The sequence below is a fragment of the Corynebacterium gallinarum genome (assembly GCF_014837045.1).
GTDB lineage: Bacteria > Actinomycetota > Actinomycetes > Mycobacteriales > Mycobacteriaceae > Corynebacterium > Corynebacterium gallinarum.
The window spans coordinates 46,190-60,464 of the sequence record NZ_JACSPR010000005.1 but is presented as its reverse complement, the minus strand read 5'-3'; the positions used below and the strand labels follow the sequence as shown (position 1 = coordinate 60,464).

Below are 14,275 nucleotides of genomic sequence, written 5' to 3'. Positions count from 1 at the left end.
CTCTTCCCTATTTCCCGCCGAGTTTAGCCAGGGCGGCACGCAGCGCCGCCGAGGTATCCAGACCGGGATCAGCGGACAGGACGGCGGCCACCGCGTCATCAGCCTGCTTCTCGGTGAAGCCCAGCCCGGTCAGTGCCTGGGTCACCTGATCCACCACCACGACCGGGGCAACACCCTGGGTGGGCGACGTGGAGGCGCCGTCATCGACCACGCCCGCGGTGTAGGCCGCCACCTTGTCCTTCAGCTCCACGATGAGACGGTCGGCCATCCGTTTGCCCACACCCGGGACACGCTGGAGGGTTTTGGCGTCACCACCGGCGATCGCCTGGGTGATCTCGAGGGGGGTGAGCACGGATTCGCAGGCCAGCGCCAGTCGCGGCCCCAGGCCGGTGACGGTCTGGAGCAGTGCGAACATCTCCCGGGACTGGTCATCGATGAACCCGTAGAGTTTCATGGCATCCTCGCGCACGACCATGGTGGTCAGCAGGGTGGCCTCCTCGCCACGCTGCAGGCGGGCGAGGGTGTTGGGGGTGGTGGTCACTTCATAGCCGACCCCCTGGCATTCAATGACCGCCGTCCCCAGCCCGATGCTGATGACGGTTCCGCGCAATGAGGCGATCATGAGGTTTCTCCTGAGATGTTAAAAAGGCATACACGATGGTCTGGACGGTGATGACTCACCGGGGGTCGGCCCGGTCGGGTCGTTCAAACTGGCTGGGATGCCCGGCGCGGGCCCGTGCCTCCCCGGAAGCCTCCGGCATCTGGGCATGGTTCTTCGCGTTGAGGGTGGCGTTCAGGGTTGACTTCGCCTTCCCCAGCCTGCCCTGGTTCTGGCGGCGTCGGTGTTCCAGGTCGGAGGTGGTCATCTTGGTGCGCATGAGCAGTGGCGCGCGCCAGCAGTGACACACCGCCAGTGCCAGGGCATCGGCAGCGTCGGCGGGTTTCGGTGCCTCGGCCAGCCCGAGGATCCGGGTGATCATGACGGTCATCTGTTTCTTATCCGCCCGGCCGTTGCCCGAGATCGCCTTCTTCACCTCACTGGGGGTGTACATGTGGACCGGAAGTCCCCGTTCAGCGGCCGCGAGGATGAGCACCCCCACGGCATGGGCGGTATTCATGACGGTGGAGACGTTGCCACGCTCGAAGATACGTTCAATGGCGATCACGTCCGGGGTGTAATCATCCATCCATTCCCCCACAGCCTGACTGAGCCGCAGCAACCGTTCCGCGAGTTCCGCATCAGAGGGGGTCCGGACCACCCCGACGGAGACCGGGTAGACGGTGCGCCCCCGTCCCGCCTGTACAACGGACAGACCACAGCGGGTCAGGCCTGGGTCAATGCCCATCACCCGCAGACCCTCATGATTCATCTGTACACCCGTTCCGACGTGGATAGCTATCTCTTAATTTTTAGCACATAATTGCGATCACCCCGCCATCCACGGTGGTGGTTGGCGGGGTGAGGGGCGGTGTCCGGCGGGCTGCTAGTCGTTCTCGAGCTCCGCGAGGACCTCATCACTCAGGGTGATGTTGGTGTAGACATTCTGCACATCATCGGACTCCTCAAGGGCGTCCACGAGGCGGAAGATCTTGCGGGCACCTTCGGCATCGAGGGGAACCTCGACGGAGGCACGGAAATCGGAGTCGGCGTCCTCAATCTCGATGTCGGCGTCGACAAGCGCGGCCTTGACGGCCTCCAGGTCGGTCGGCTCGCAGGTGATCTCGAAAACCTCACCCAGGTCGTTGACCTCCTCGGCGCCGGCCTCGAGGACGGCCATGAGCACGTCATCCTCGGTCAGCTCGCCCTTCTTCACCTGGATGATGCCGGTGCGGGTGAACATGTAGGACACGGAACCGGTTTCACCCAGGTTGCCGCCGTTCTTCGACATGGCGGTGCGCACCTCGGTGGCCGCGCGGTTGCGGTTGTCGGTGAGGCATTCGATGAGCACGGCGACACCGTTGGGGCCGTAACCCTCGTACATGATGGGAACCCAGTCGGCGCCACCGGCCTCTTCACCCGATCCGCGCTTGCGGGCGCGTTCGATGTTGTCGTTGGGCACCGATGCCTTCTTGGCCTTCTTGATCATGTCATCGAGGGTCGGGTTGGCGGAGGGATCTCCGCCGCCCATGCGGGCTGCAACCTCGATGTTCTTGACCAGCTTGGCGAACTCCTTGCCACGCTTGGCATCGTTCGCGGCCTTCTTGTGCTTGGTAGTTGCCCATTTGGAGTGGCCAGCCATATGCTCCCTTTCGTCGTTCGTCCCGCCATCGTCCACCGGGGGTTCCCGGAATGGCCGTTGACATCACACGCCCGGCTCGACCCGGGAAAACAACGGGGAGCGGGTTCGGTCAACGCCCCTGGACGTGGGGGTGGTAGTTGGAACCTCCCCGATTATACGTGGTGGCGGCCCGCGCCAGCCGTAACCCCACCGATATCTGTCACCGTACCGGTTCTCGGCGGGTGCTTATCGACGAAAAGACCCCCGCCCCCACCACCTATCCCTCGTTGGGATCGAGGTCCTCGATGGGCAGTGCCCTGGCCCCGTCACGCAAAGTCCGGGTCAACCCCTCCTGATTGACAATGGCCACGAGATCACCCTGCTGATTGAAGAGCCTGCCATGGGTCAGGGCCCGGCCACTGCCCGCCGACGGGGAGCGCTGATCATAGAGCAGCCATTCATCCGCGCGGAAGGGACGCAGGAACCACATGGCGTGATCCAGCGAGGCCATCTGCACCTTGGCCCCGGGGTGTGGGGCGAGGGAACCTGGCAGCAGGGTCATATCCGACATGTAGGCCAGGGTGCACACATGGAATGTCGGATCGTCGGGCAGCTCGGCCCTGGAACGCAACCAGACCACCTGCTCGGTGGCGGTGTGCGGGTTGTGTTCATAGGCGGTCGGGGGCACGACCCGGATATCCCAGTCGGACCATTCCTCGAGGAGCCTGCGGGAGCTGGTGGCCATGTGATCGGTGTAGTGCTCGATCTCGTCGGGTCCGGGGATGTCCCGCATGCTGTCGGCGTGCTCAATTCCCTCATCACCGCGGCGGTGGAAACTGGCCTGCATGCTGAAGATGGTCTCCCCGTCCTGGATCGCGCGCACCATGCGGGAGCTGAAGCTTCGACCATCGCGCATCCGGTCGACGATGAACACGGTGGGGCGGTCGGATTTGCCCGCCCGGAGGAAATAACCGTGGAGCGAATGCACGGCGAATTCCTGATCGACCGTCCGGGTGGCCGCCACGAGTGTCTGGGCGGCCACCTGTCCCCCGAAGGTGCGGGAGAGAGCGGACTCCACCACCGGCCCCCGGTAGATATCGCGGTCGATCTCCTCCAGTCCCAGGATGTATTCGATTGACTTCAACGTCGACTCCACTTTCTTTCGCATCTTCTGACAAGGCGGTGAGGTTGGTGCGGTGAGGTTACTCACACAGAGTAGTACGGGGCCAGGTGCGGGTGCGGTATCAGGGCGGGCATTGGATTACGGTTAGGGCCATGTCACCGAAAATGTTGCACCGGGCCGCCGCCTGGCTGGAGATGTTCACCTGGACCTTCCTCATCTTAGGGATGATCCTCAAGTACAGCGGAATCACGGATGCCGTGACCCCCATCGCCGGCGGGATCCACGGCTTCGGCTTCCTGTGTTTCGCCGTCATCACGGTGACCGTGTGGGGGAACAACCGGTGGACCTTCGCGCAGGGCGCGGTGGGTCTGCTCGTCTCGATCATCCCCTGGGCCGCCCTCCCCTTCACCCTGTGGGCGGATCGGAAGGGCATCCTGGATCAGGGATGGCGTTTCACCTCTCCCCAGGAGCAGCCGACCACGCTCCCCGATAAGGTTCTCGCGCAGCTGGTGCGCCACCCGGTGCGCTCGATCCTCATCATCCTCGTGCTCGTCGCCATCGTCTTCACCCTGCTGCTGACGATGGGCCAGCCCTATGATCCGGACGCGATTGTCGAGTCTGTGAACTAGATTCCGGAGCACGAACGAGAAAATGCCCTGCGAGGAGTCCTCGCAGGGCATTGATCATCTAGTGACGATCACCGATTACCAACCGCGCTCAGCGAGGCGGTGGGAGACCGGGAGGTCATCAACGTTGATGCCGACCATGGCCTCACCGAGACCACGGGAGACACGGGCGATGGTGTCCGGGTCGTTGTAGTTCTGGGTGGCGGCCACGATGGCACGGGCGCGCTGCTCCGGGTTGCCGGACTTGAAGATGCCGGAGCCGACGAACACGCCGTCCGCACCGAGCTGCATCATCATGGCTGCATCGGCGGGGGTGGCGATGCCACCGGCGGTGAGCAGCGGGACGGGGAGCTTACCCTCGCGGGCGACCTGGACGACGAGCTCGTACGGTGCCTGGAGTTCCTTGGCTGCGACGTAGAGCTCATCCTCGGCCATGGAGGTCAGGCGCTTGATCTCCGCGCGGATGGTGCGCATGTGGGTGATGGCGTTGGAGACATCACCGGTGCCGGCCTCACCCTTGGAGCGGATCATGGCAGCACCCTCGTTGACGCGGCGCAGGGCCTCACCCAGGTTGGTGGCACCACAGACGAAGGGGACCTCGAAGGCGAACTTGTCGATGTGGTTGGTGTAATCGGCCGGGCTGAGCACCTCGGACTCGTCGACGAAGTGGACGCCGAGTGCCTGCAGGACCTGTGCCTCCACGAAGTGGCCGATGCGGGCCTTGGCCATGACCGGGATGTCAACGGCCTCGAGGATGCCGTCGATCATGTCCGGATCGGACATGCGGGACACGCCACCCTGTGCGCGGATGTCGGCGGGCACACGCTCCAGAGCCATGACGGCGACAGCGCCGGCATCCTCGGCGATGCGGGCCTGCTCAGGGTTGACCACGTCCATGATGACGCCACCCTTGAACTTATCGGCGTAACCGGTCTTGGCCCGCGGAGCGGCGTTGGTAGTTGGTGCTGACACGATGGCTATTGCCTCCTGGTATCTGTAAAGCATTCGGTATTCTACCCAGCTCATATTAAACGCTCGTCTAACCGAGGTGTGAAAGGCCACCCCGTTTAATTTCACACACCTAAGATCACATCATTCGACGATGTCGGTGTCGACCAGCTCGAAGTACTCCGGTAGCGGAGCCAGCCCCCCGAGACGCAGGGTTCTAACCGTGACGCGGGTGCGGAGGTTCCGGGTATCGGTCACCGCGTCATTGTAGAAGCGGTGCGCCAGTTCCACCCGCGCGGCGGCATCCACCAGCGCCTCGGGAATGGGGGTGGGTTGCGCCAGGATCACCTCGGAGATGGTGCGCTCCGCACGCGCCCGGTCATCAAAACAGGAGTAGATCAGCGGGATAAACTCGGCCCGGCGCGCCGCGTCGGCCGCCGCCGGGATCAGGGCACCGACCAGCGCCGCGCGACGGTCGAGGGCCGCTCCGAGTGCCTGCCGGGCGGAATCTGTCCGGATGTGCAGTCGGTTGAGTCGCTGGGCCGTGCTGTAGGCCCACAGCACCACCGCGGTGATCAGCACCGCGATGAGGAGATAGACGATGGTCATCACCGCAGACGCACCTTCTCCCCGCTGGACACTGTCTCATAGACCGTCATGATGCGGTCGGCGACAGTCGACCAGTCGTAGTGGGCAGCACGCCGCTGCCCCGCTGCGACGAGTGCCGCCCGGGTGGTCGGGGCGTCGATAAGCGCACGTAGTTTCTCCGCGAGGTCCCGGTCCGAACCGGTCTGGAACAACAGGCCGGCGGGGGTGTCGGACTCGGAATCGACCACCAGGGAAAAGGCCTCCAGGTCGCTGGCCACCACCGCGCAGCCGGCGGCCATGGCCTCGACCAGCACGATGCCGAAGCTCTCCCCGCCGGTGTTGGGGGCCACGTAGATATCGGCCCGGCCGAGGATCTCGGCCTTGTCCGCATCGCTGACACGCCCCACGAAATCCACACCGGGCACCTCACGCCGGGCACCACCGCCGATGACGGTGCAGCGGACCTCCCGGTCCAGGCGCGCCAGGGCCCGCAGGAGGATGTCCAGGCCCTTGCGGGATTCGTCGATGCGGCCCAGGAAGACGATCTCCGGGGGTTCATCCGCCGTGGTATCAGTCCGGCGCGCACGGGCGAACAGCGAGGTGTCCACCCCGTTGGGGATCAGGACCGGATCGCCGCCCATCTGCTCCACCTGCCACCGGCGGGCCATCTCCGAGACGGCGATCCCCGCACGGATCTTCTCCAGCTGGGGCCGCAGTACCGGCAGGGCCAGATGCAGGAGGCGGGAGGAGGCACTCGACGCATGATAGGTGGCCACGATAGGCCCCTCCGCCATGAACAGTGCGAACATGGAATAACTCGGCGAATTGGGTTCGTGGATGTGGAGGATATCGAAGTTGCCCTCACGGATGAACCGGCGGGTGATCCGCATCATCCGGGGACCGAAACTCAGACGGGCCACCGAGCCGTTGTAGGGCACCGGGACGCTGCGTCCGCCACGCACCACGAAATCAGGGATCTCGGTGTCCGCGCTACACGGACCGAGCACCCGGACCTCATGACCCTGGGCGATAAACTCCCGGGCTAGATCAAGGATGTGTGCTTGAACCCCACCTGGTTCATCGAAGGAATAGGGGCACACGATACCGATGCGCATAGGGCTAGTCCTCCGCTCGGGGACCGTTGGGACCGCGACCCGGATCCAGGTCGGAGAACCACAGCGGTTGCAGCATGTGCCAGTCAGCCGGGTGTTCCTGGATGTTGGTGGCGAAGAGATTCGCGATGCGCTGGACGGTACCGGACAGGGTATCCACCTCGAGCTCCGGGGAGACACTGACACCCCACTGCTCGCCCTCGAACCAGGAATGCACCACGTGCAGGCAGGCGCCGGTCTCCATCGCCAGGCGGGCCGGGCCTGCGGGCATGGAGGTCTCCTCCCCGAAGAAGGTGGTACGCACCCCGGTGTGCCGGAGATCCCTCTCCCCCAGCAGACACACCACACCCCCGGATTCCAGGACGGCCTTCAGCCGCTCATACGGCGGGGTGTCGCCCCCGGTGTGGGGAATGACCTCGAAACCCAGCGATTCACGGAACTCCACGAAGGCGTTGAAGAGTGCTTCCGGCCGCACGCGTTCAGCCACCGTGGTGAACTGCCCGTGGTAGGCCACCAGAAGCACCCCTGCCATGTCCCAGTTGCCCGTGTGCGGAAGGGTGAGGATGACCCCACGCCCACTCTCGAGGGAGGCATCCAGGTGTTCCCGCCCGACCAGCCCCTCTATGAGGACGCGGGACAGATCCGGATCCCCGGCGATCGACGGCAGGCGGAAGGCCTCCATCCAGTACCGCGCGTAGCTGCGGGTGGCCTCCCGGATGAGCTGATCGGTGACGTTGTCCGCGCCCACCACGCGGGCGAGGTTGGCCCGCAGCATGGGCATGCCTGTGCCCCGGCGGCTGGCCAGATCCGCGCCGGCATCAAACAGTCTCCGGGCCACCGGGAGGGGAAGCACCCTGACCAACCGCCAACCGGCGAGGTACCCGAGAGCGGAGAGATTCTCCCCACGCAGGACATCACGCAGCACCTCACGCATGCTCATTCGCCGTTTCTCCTTGGCTGGTTGGGGGTGTCAGTGCTGGCTCTCCGGGGACGGATCACCGGTGACATCGCTGTATTCGGCGCGCGCGCCACGCGGTGCCTTGATGCGTTCACCCGCCTGGGGTGACCTGCCCGCGATGACCAGGCGCTGCAGGATGGTGAACACGCTACCTATGGCAAGGACCCACAGTGCCACGTCGATGGCGTGTGGAACACCGAAACCGGTGAGGCCGAGGCCGACGAGACTGATGATCAACCGTTCGGGGCGTTCGATCAGACCACCGTCCATGGTGAAACCGGAGGCCTCACCGCGGGCCTTGACGTAGGAGATGATCTGGGAGGACACCAGACACACCAGTGACACCGCCACCAGTGATTTCGGCGCATCGTAGGAGTACACGAGCCACCAGGTGATGGCGGCGAAGAGTGCGCCATCGGTGATCCGGTCACAGCTGGCATCCAGGGTGGCACCGAACTTGGTGCCACCACCCTGCATCCTGGCGACCGTGCCGTCGATCATGTCGAAGGCGGCGAACAACCCGGTGAGGATCGCGGCCCACACCAGATGTCCGGTGGGGATGAGCACCACCGCGACCAGGACGGTCAGGGAGGCGCTCGCCACGGTCAACTGGTTGGGGGTGACCCCCAGCTTGATCATGAGGCGGGCCACCGGCTCCACCACGACCTGGGCGGGTTTACGTCCGTGTACTCCGAGCATCAGCCCACCTCCGGCCCGGGTACCGTGGTGACCGCCGAGGTGAGGGTCGGGTCGGTGACGCCGGGGGCGTCGTCAAGCTCACCCCACGCGCCGGCCAGCAGCGCGCGGGTCTGACGCAGGGTCTGTGGCAACACCTTGGTGCCGTCGATGATCGTCATGAAGTTCGAATCACCCGACCAGCGTGGAACGATGTGCACGTGCAGGTGATCCCCCACCGATCCACCCGAGGCCTTGCCCAGGTTGAGACCGACGTTGACCGCATGCGGATTGGACACCATCTTGAGCACCCGGATGGCGGTCTGGACAAACAGCATCAACTCCGCGGACTCCCCCGCGGTGAGATCCTCCAGGTTGCGTTCCTTGCGGAACGGCACCACCATCATGTGCCCCGCGTTGTAGGGGTACAGGTTGAGCACGCAGTACACCAGCTCACCCCGGGCCACGATGAGACCATCCTCATCCGACATCTTCGGCACCTCGAGGAACGGATCCCGCTTCACCGGATCAGTTTCTGCGCCGGCTGCATCGCTGCTGCGCGGATGTGTCTTGATGTAGCTCATCCGGTAGGGGGCCCAGATGCGCTCGAGGCGATCCGGGGTGCCCACACCGCGGTCCAGGTAGACCCGGTGCTCGGAGCTGCCTGCGGCGTCAGTGGTGTCCTCCGCGCCCGGGTGGTGGTCACCTGAGGGCTGCAATGGTTTCCTCGCTCGGCTGCGCGTTGTTCCGCTCGCGGATCCAGGTGGAGATGAGCTCAACAGCCTCATCGACCGGCACGCCGTTGACCTGCGTGCCGTCCAGGAACCGGAAGCTCACCGCGTCGGCCTCCACGTCCCGGCCACCGGCCAGCAGCATGAACGGGATCTTGCCGGTGGTGTGCGTGCGGATCTTCTTCTGCATGCGGTCATCGGAGGTGTCCACCTCGGCGCGGAAACCACGGGCGCGCAGCTTGTCGACGACCTTCTCCAGGTGCGGGATGAAATCTTCTGCGACGGGGATGCCGACGACCTGATGGGGAGCCAGCCACGCCGGGAAGGCACCTGCGTAGTGCTCCAGGAGGACACCGAAGAAACGTTCGATGGAACCGAACAGCGCACGGTGGATCATGATCGGACGCTGCTTGGAACCATCCGAGGAGGTGTACTCCAGCTCGAAGCGCTCAGGCAGGTTGAAGTCCAGCTGCACGGTGGACATCTGCCAGGTACGGCCGATGGCGTCCTTCGCCTGCACAGAGATCTTCGGGCCGTAGAAGGCAGCGCCCTCCGGGTCCGGGACGAGCTCGAGACCGGAGTTGGTGGCCACGCGCCGCAGGATCTCGGTGGAGCGCTCCCAGATCTCATCGTCACCGACGAATTTCTTTGGATCCTTGGTGGACAGCTCCAGGTAGAAGTCATCCAGGCCGTAATCCTTGAGCAGGGAGATGATGAACTCCAGCACGGAGGTCAGCTCCTCCTCCAGCTGGTCCTTGGTGCAGTAGATGTGGGCGTCATCCTGGGTGAAGCCACGTGCACGGGTCAGGCCGTGGACCACACCGGACTTCTCATACCGGTAGACGGTGCCGAACTCGAACAGTCGCAGCGGCAGCTCACGGTAGGACCGGCCACGGGAGTCGAAGATGAGGTTGTGCATGGGGCAGTTCATGGGCTTGAGGTAGTAGTCCTGGCCCGGCTTGGTCTGGTTGCCCTCGGCGTCGTACTCAGCGTCGAGTTGCAGCGGTGGGAACATGCCCTCCTTGTAGAAGCCGAGGTGACCGGACTTCTCAAACAGGTCGGACTTGGTCGCGTGCGGGGTGTTCACGAAGGAGTACCCGGCCTGGATGTGGCGGCGGCGGGAGTGCTCCTCCATCTCCAGGCGCACGATGGCACCGTTGGGGTGGAACACGGGCAGACCGGAACCGATCTCATCGGGGAAGGAGAACAGATCCAGCTCGGTGCCCAGGCGACGGTGGTCGCGCTTCTCGGCCTCTGCGAGCATGGTCTGGTACTCGTCGAGCTTCTCCTTGGATTCCCATGCGGTGCCGTAGATGCGCTGCAGGCCGGCGTTGGCCTGATCGCCACGCCAGTAGGCGGCAGACGATCGGGTCAGGGTGAAGGCCGGGATGTACCGGGTGGTCGGGATGTGGGGACCACGGCACAGATCAGACCACTCGACCTCGCTGGTGCGGGGGTTGACATTGTCATAGGCGGTCAGTTCACCCGCGCCGACCTCGGTGGCCTCATCGGAATCGGGGTCGACATTGCCCTTGTCCTGGATCAGTTCCAGCTTGTACGGCTCATCGGCGAGTTCCGCGGCTGCCGCCTCGGTGGACTCGTAGACACGGCGCTCGAATTTCTGGCCGGTCTTGATGATCTTCTTCATCCGCTTCTCAATGGTCTTGAGATCCTCCGGGGTGAAGGGTTCCGCGACGTCGAAGTCATAGTAGAAGCCATTCTCGATGGCAGGCCCGATGCCCAGCTTGGTGCCGGGGAACTCAGCCTGGACGGCCTGCGCCAGCACGTGAGCGCACGAGTGGCGGATGACGGCCCGGCCGTCCTCGCTGTTGGCGGGAACTGCTGTGAACGTTGCAGTCTCCTCCGGCACGTGGGACAGGTCCTTGAGCTGCCCGTCGGCGTCCTTTGCACACACAATGGCGTCATCGCCCTTGTTCGGCAGGTTGAGCTCCCGCATGGCCTGACCGATGGCGGTGCCGGCGGGTACTTCAAAGTCCACGAGACCGTGGATGTTTACGGAGGTGTTCACGAAATTTGCGCTCCTTCGTGCGCTCACGTGCTCCAGCGGCATACCTGGCCGCCTGAGCACTAATGTCAAGGTGCGCAGTTGAACCGGGGACCCCGGTGAAACCTACCTGCCCGCGGGACACCCGTGGTGGGCGCCCCGGCGGGCAGGTGGTGACCTGGTCGGTCAACTGTCGTGGATCATCCTACCGTGTCCGTCTATGCCTGAAGGAGTCCGGCTCCCCAGAACTCATCCTTCCCCGGATCATCGGGATCGGTGCCGGGCGGCATGAAGAAGACCGCGGATCCGATATGGGTGATCCACTGGTTGAGACGGTCGGCCTCGTCCAGGCGTTGCTGGATGGGGGTGAACTGCAGGTCCGGGTTCTTCTGGAAGCAGATGAACACCAGACCGGCATTCGACAGTTCCTCCGAGGTGGGGTCCGGTTCCAGATCGTAGTTGTACGGACGGCGCAGGATGACCTGTTCGGGATGTCCCTCGGCCGGCTTCGACCTGGCCATGTGACTGACCGGGTCGATGACCGGAAGCCCGTAGGAGTCGGTTGCGGTGTAATCCGGATCGTCGAACTCGTCGGTTCCGGTCAACGGCGCGCCGGTGTCGAGTGTGCGCCCCACCGACACCTCCCGGGAGGTGCGATCGAGGATCTCCCAGGTATCCAGGTTCATGGCGATGCGTCGCACCACCATCACCGAACCGTCGATGGCCCAGTCCGGCCCCTCCTCGATCCAGGCTGCTTGCTGGATTTCCTCGTCGGTGCGGGGATTGACGGTGCCGTCCTTCTGACCGAACAGGTTCCGCGGCGTCGCCTTCTTATCTAGCACGCCGTTGGCGTTGAGGAACCCGCTCTGGAACCAGCGGGTGCCCACATAATCCACACCCGCGCGGATCATATGCCGGGTGGCGTGACTGAGGGTGACCGGATCATCGGAACAGACCTGCAGCACCAGATCCGCCTCGCCCCACTTGTCATCCAGCTGATCCCGCTGGAAAGCCGGGATGGGATGCAGCCAGTCGGGGCGCTGATCCGCGATCCCCGCGATGTCGAACAGGCGGGAGCCGAAACCACACGTGATGGTCAGGTTGGCAGGATTGACCGTCAGTTCCGGCTCCAGGCTGCCCAGGGGCGTCTGACCCGCGCAGAGCCGGCGGGCATCCTCCGTCCACAGACGCATGAGACGGGTGATGCCGTCGCGGTCCACACCGGGCCGGATCGTGAACGCCACCAGGTTGAGCCCCGCCTGATGCGGCGTGGCGATACCCGCCTGATGACGGCCGTCAAACGGCACGGTCTGGACGGCCAGGTTGACCTGGTCGATGCTTGTCGACGTTCCATCGGCGGCCCCGGTTGTCTGCGCAGCGGGTGCGCAGGCGGCCAGGGCCGAACCGCCGGCGATGACACCGGCTCCGGTCAGGAAACCCCTACGGGTGACCATGAAAATTCATCTCCTCGGGAAACAGCGCTGTTACTGAGCTGGCTGGTCCATGTTGTTCATGCCATTCATACCGTTGTTGCCCATGAGTCCGCTGTCCTCACCGTAGCTCTCATCACCAGCGGCGATGGTGCGCACCGGCACCGGATCCAGTTCGATCTCCGTGCCATCGCCCAGGATCAGGGTGATGTCCACGGTGTCACCGGCCTCCACCGGGGTGTCCAGACCCATGAGCATCATGTGATCCTGTCCCGGTGCCAGTTCATGGGTGTCACCGGCTGCGATGGTGAGACCACCCTCCTTCTCACGCATGACACCGTCGACCACCTCATGGATCTCGTAGGCCGCAGCATCCACGGAGGCGGTGAAACCGGTGAGGTTGATCTCCTCGTCGGTGGTGTTGGTGAGGGTGCCGAAGATGGCGGTCATCTGGGTGCCCTCGACGGTCGCCCGGACGAAACCATCGGTCAGGGTCAGGGGTGCGTCAGCTGCATCAGCAGCGGCTGTTGTCATCGCGGAGGTGGTGGAGGTCGCAGTTGCGGTGGTGGTCGCAGTCGTGGTGGTGGCCTCAGCGGTGGCCTCAGTGGAGTCATTCTCGTTGGCCGGTGAACACGCGGCGAGCGCCAGGGCACCCACGACAACGATGCTTCCGACAACAGAGTTCTTGATGGTGAGCTTCATGAATTTCTACTCCTACTTAGAGTTACGGCCTTTGGCGATCATCATGACGATCGCACCGGCGATGACCAGCACACCCGCGCCCCCGAGCAACCAGTTCCACGGGGATTCAAGCCCCGCGATCCCGGTTTCCGTGGCCTGGGGTTCCTCCGCCTGCATGGACGGCTCAGGGGATGCGGCTGCGGATGCCTCGGTGGTATCCGCTGCCCCACCAGTCACCTCGAAGGCGATGGAACCCTTGGTGGCATGCCCATCGGAGGAGGTGATCTGGAATCCCACCGCGTAGTTACCCGGACCGGTCTCGACATCCGCGGGGACATCGATCACCAGGTTCCGCTCGCTGAGCTCAGGTGAACCGGAGAACAGAATCTCCCCGGTATCCGCGTTGCTCAGGGCGACGGTATTGAAGAGGTCCTGGGGGATGCCGGAGAACTCCAATTCGATGGTGTCGGGGAATTCCTCCACCACCGCCCCGTTCTCCGGGGTGGAACCCAGGACCACGTCGTGGGCTGTGGCAACAGGCGAGAAGGCCAGTGGTACAGCAGCAAGCATCCCGGCCATGGCTACAGCAGCCGACCTTTTGAACCGGAATCCGTTCCAGCCACCTGCGCGCTGAATCATGCCTGCCTCAATCTGTGCCATAGGGTCCTCTCAAAAAGGGTGAGCCACACGCGGGGTGTGCGCTGGAGACCTGTGATGTTTTCAGGTCTGGTCAGTTGTCGAAAACCGGGCCCGTTTAGTTCCGGCCACACTCGGGCGGAGGGCCGAAAACCGGTGTTGATCCACAGTCTAACCAGTTCAGAGGCATGAAATGAAACTATGTGATGTGCACTACTGCTACTTCCAGCGGCCGGGGTTGGCCACTCCCGGGCGGGTTTCCGCCTGCAGGCCTGATGGTCCCCGGATATCCAACTTCCCCGGCGGAAGGGTCGGCTCCCGCATGAAGTTGGCGCCCCTGTCGAATCGCGGGGAACCACCAATGGGGACGACACGCACGTCAGCGGGCAGCCACAGACACACTTTGGTACTTAACCGTCCGGGAACGAAAAAAGGCCACCGTGTTGAACACGATGACCTTCATATTGAGCGGATGACGAGACTCGAACTCGCGACCCTCACCTTGGCAAGGTGATGCGCTACCAACTGCGCTACATCCGCATG

General features: G+C 64.1%; 15 protein-coding genes and 1 tRNA gene. 1 reads left to right on the top strand and 15 read right to left on the bottom strand.

Translation table 11 applies throughout. From position 1 onward, the window contains the following. Nucleotides 1–7 precede the first annotated feature (7 nt). From ruvA to H9627_RS08200, 4 genes are all read right to left on the bottom strand, one after another. Nucleotides 8–622: a Holliday junction branch migration protein RuvA gene (ruvA, locus tag H9627_RS08215; protein ID WP_191733529.1), complete on the bottom strand. Its 615-nt coding sequence runs from the start codon at nucleotides 620–622 to the stop codon at nucleotides 8–10. A gap of 55 nt (nucleotides 623–677) precedes the next feature. After that, nucleotides 678–1,370, bottom strand: a complete 693-nt coding sequence (gene ruvC / locus H9627_RS08210) for a crossover junction endodeoxyribonuclease RuvC (protein ID WP_191733528.1) — start codon at nucleotides 1,368–1,370, stop codon at nucleotides 678–680. Between the two features lie 114 nt (nucleotides 1,371–1,484). Further along, entirely contained in the window at nucleotides 1,485–2,240 is a 756-nt protein-coding gene (locus H9627_RS08205) for a YebC/PmpR family DNA-binding transcriptional regulator (RefSeq protein ID WP_191733527.1), read from the bottom strand. Between the two features lie 256 nt (nucleotides 2,241–2,496). After that, nucleotides 2,497–3,363 carry an acyl-CoA thioesterase gene (locus H9627_RS08200; protein ID WP_191733526.1) on the bottom strand — a complete coding sequence of 289 codons (867 nt, stop codon included), beginning with the start codon at nucleotides 3,361–3,363 and terminating at the stop codon, nucleotides 2,497–2,499. 131 nt (nucleotides 3,364–3,494) lie between these two features. Here H9627_RS08200 and H9627_RS08195 point away from each other — a divergent pair, with 131 nt between their 5' ends. Continuing rightward, entirely contained in the window at nucleotides 3,495–3,971 is a 477-nt protein-coding gene (locus H9627_RS08195; RefSeq protein ID WP_191733525.1) for a DUF3817 domain-containing protein, read from the top strand. Between the two features lie 75 nt (nucleotides 3,972–4,046). Here H9627_RS08195 and pdxS read toward each other — a convergent pair whose 3' ends face one another. The 11 genes from pdxS to H9627_RS08140 all read right to left on the bottom strand — a co-directional run bounded on the left by pdxS (nucleotide 4,047) and on the right by H9627_RS08140 (nucleotide 14,272). Further along, the gene (gene pdxS / locus H9627_RS08190) at nucleotides 4,047–4,940 is read right to left on the bottom strand and encodes a pyridoxal 5'-phosphate synthase lyase subunit PdxS (protein WP_191733524.1); all 894 of its coding nucleotides are present in this window, start codon (nucleotides 4,938–4,940) and stop codon (nucleotides 4,047–4,049) included. 120 nt (nucleotides 4,941–5,060) lie between these two features. Then, nucleotides 5,061–5,525, bottom strand: coding sequence for a hypothetical protein (locus H9627_RS08185; RefSeq protein WP_191733523.1), 465 nt, complete (start codon nucleotides 5,523–5,525; stop codon nucleotides 5,061–5,063). Further along, on the bottom strand, nucleotides 5,525–6,619 hold the full coding sequence (locus tag H9627_RS08180) for a glycosyltransferase family 4 protein (protein WP_191733522.1): 1,095 nt from the start codon (nucleotides 6,617–6,619) through the stop codon (nucleotides 5,525–5,527). The genes H9627_RS08185 and H9627_RS08180 overlap by 1 nt, the downstream gene beginning before the upstream one ends. Nucleotides 6,620–6,623: 4 nt before the next feature. Continuing rightward, nucleotides 6,624–7,556 (bottom strand): phosphatidylinositol mannoside acyltransferase, encoded by a 933-nt coding sequence (locus H9627_RS08175; protein ID WP_191733521.1) that lies wholly within the window; start codon nucleotides 7,554–7,556, stop codon nucleotides 6,624–6,626. A gap of 30 nt (nucleotides 7,557–7,586) precedes the next feature. Further along, on the bottom strand, nucleotides 7,587–8,273 hold the full coding sequence (gene pgsA, locus H9627_RS08170; RefSeq protein WP_191733520.1) for a phosphatidylinositol phosphate synthase: 687 nt from the start codon (nucleotides 8,271–8,273) through the stop codon (nucleotides 7,587–7,589). Beyond that, a complete protein-coding gene (locus H9627_RS08165) occupies nucleotides 8,273–8,833 on the bottom strand; it encodes an HIT family protein (protein WP_225213672.1) in 561 nt (186 codons plus the stop codon). The genes pgsA and H9627_RS08165 overlap by 1 nt, the downstream gene beginning before the upstream one ends. Nucleotides 8,834–8,951: 118 nt before the next feature. Then, a complete protein-coding gene (gene thrS, locus H9627_RS08160; protein ID WP_225213646.1) occupies nucleotides 8,952–11,051 on the bottom strand; it encodes a threonine--tRNA ligase in 2,100 nt (699 codons plus the stop codon). Nucleotides 11,052–11,203: 152 nt separating this feature from the next. Next, nucleotides 11,204–12,439 carry a Dyp-type peroxidase gene (locus H9627_RS08155; protein ID WP_191733518.1) on the bottom strand — a complete coding sequence of 412 codons (1,236 nt, stop codon included), beginning with the start codon at nucleotides 12,437–12,439 and terminating at the stop codon, nucleotides 11,204–11,206. Between the two features lie 30 nt (nucleotides 12,440–12,469). After that, on the bottom strand, nucleotides 12,470–13,117 hold the full coding sequence (locus H9627_RS08150) for a copper chaperone PCu(A)C (protein WP_191733517.1): 648 nt from the start codon (nucleotides 13,115–13,117) through the stop codon (nucleotides 12,470–12,472). Between the two features lie 12 nt (nucleotides 13,118–13,129). Then, complete coding sequence (locus H9627_RS08145) at nucleotides 13,130–13,756, bottom strand: copper resistance CopC family protein (RefSeq protein ID WP_191733516.1); 627 nt, start codon at nucleotides 13,754–13,756, stop codon at nucleotides 13,130–13,132. Nucleotides 13,757–14,199: 443 nt separating this feature from the next. Further along, nucleotides 14,200–14,272 (bottom strand) — tRNA-Gly (locus tag H9627_RS08140). Nucleotides 14,273–14,275: the final 3 nt, after the last annotated feature.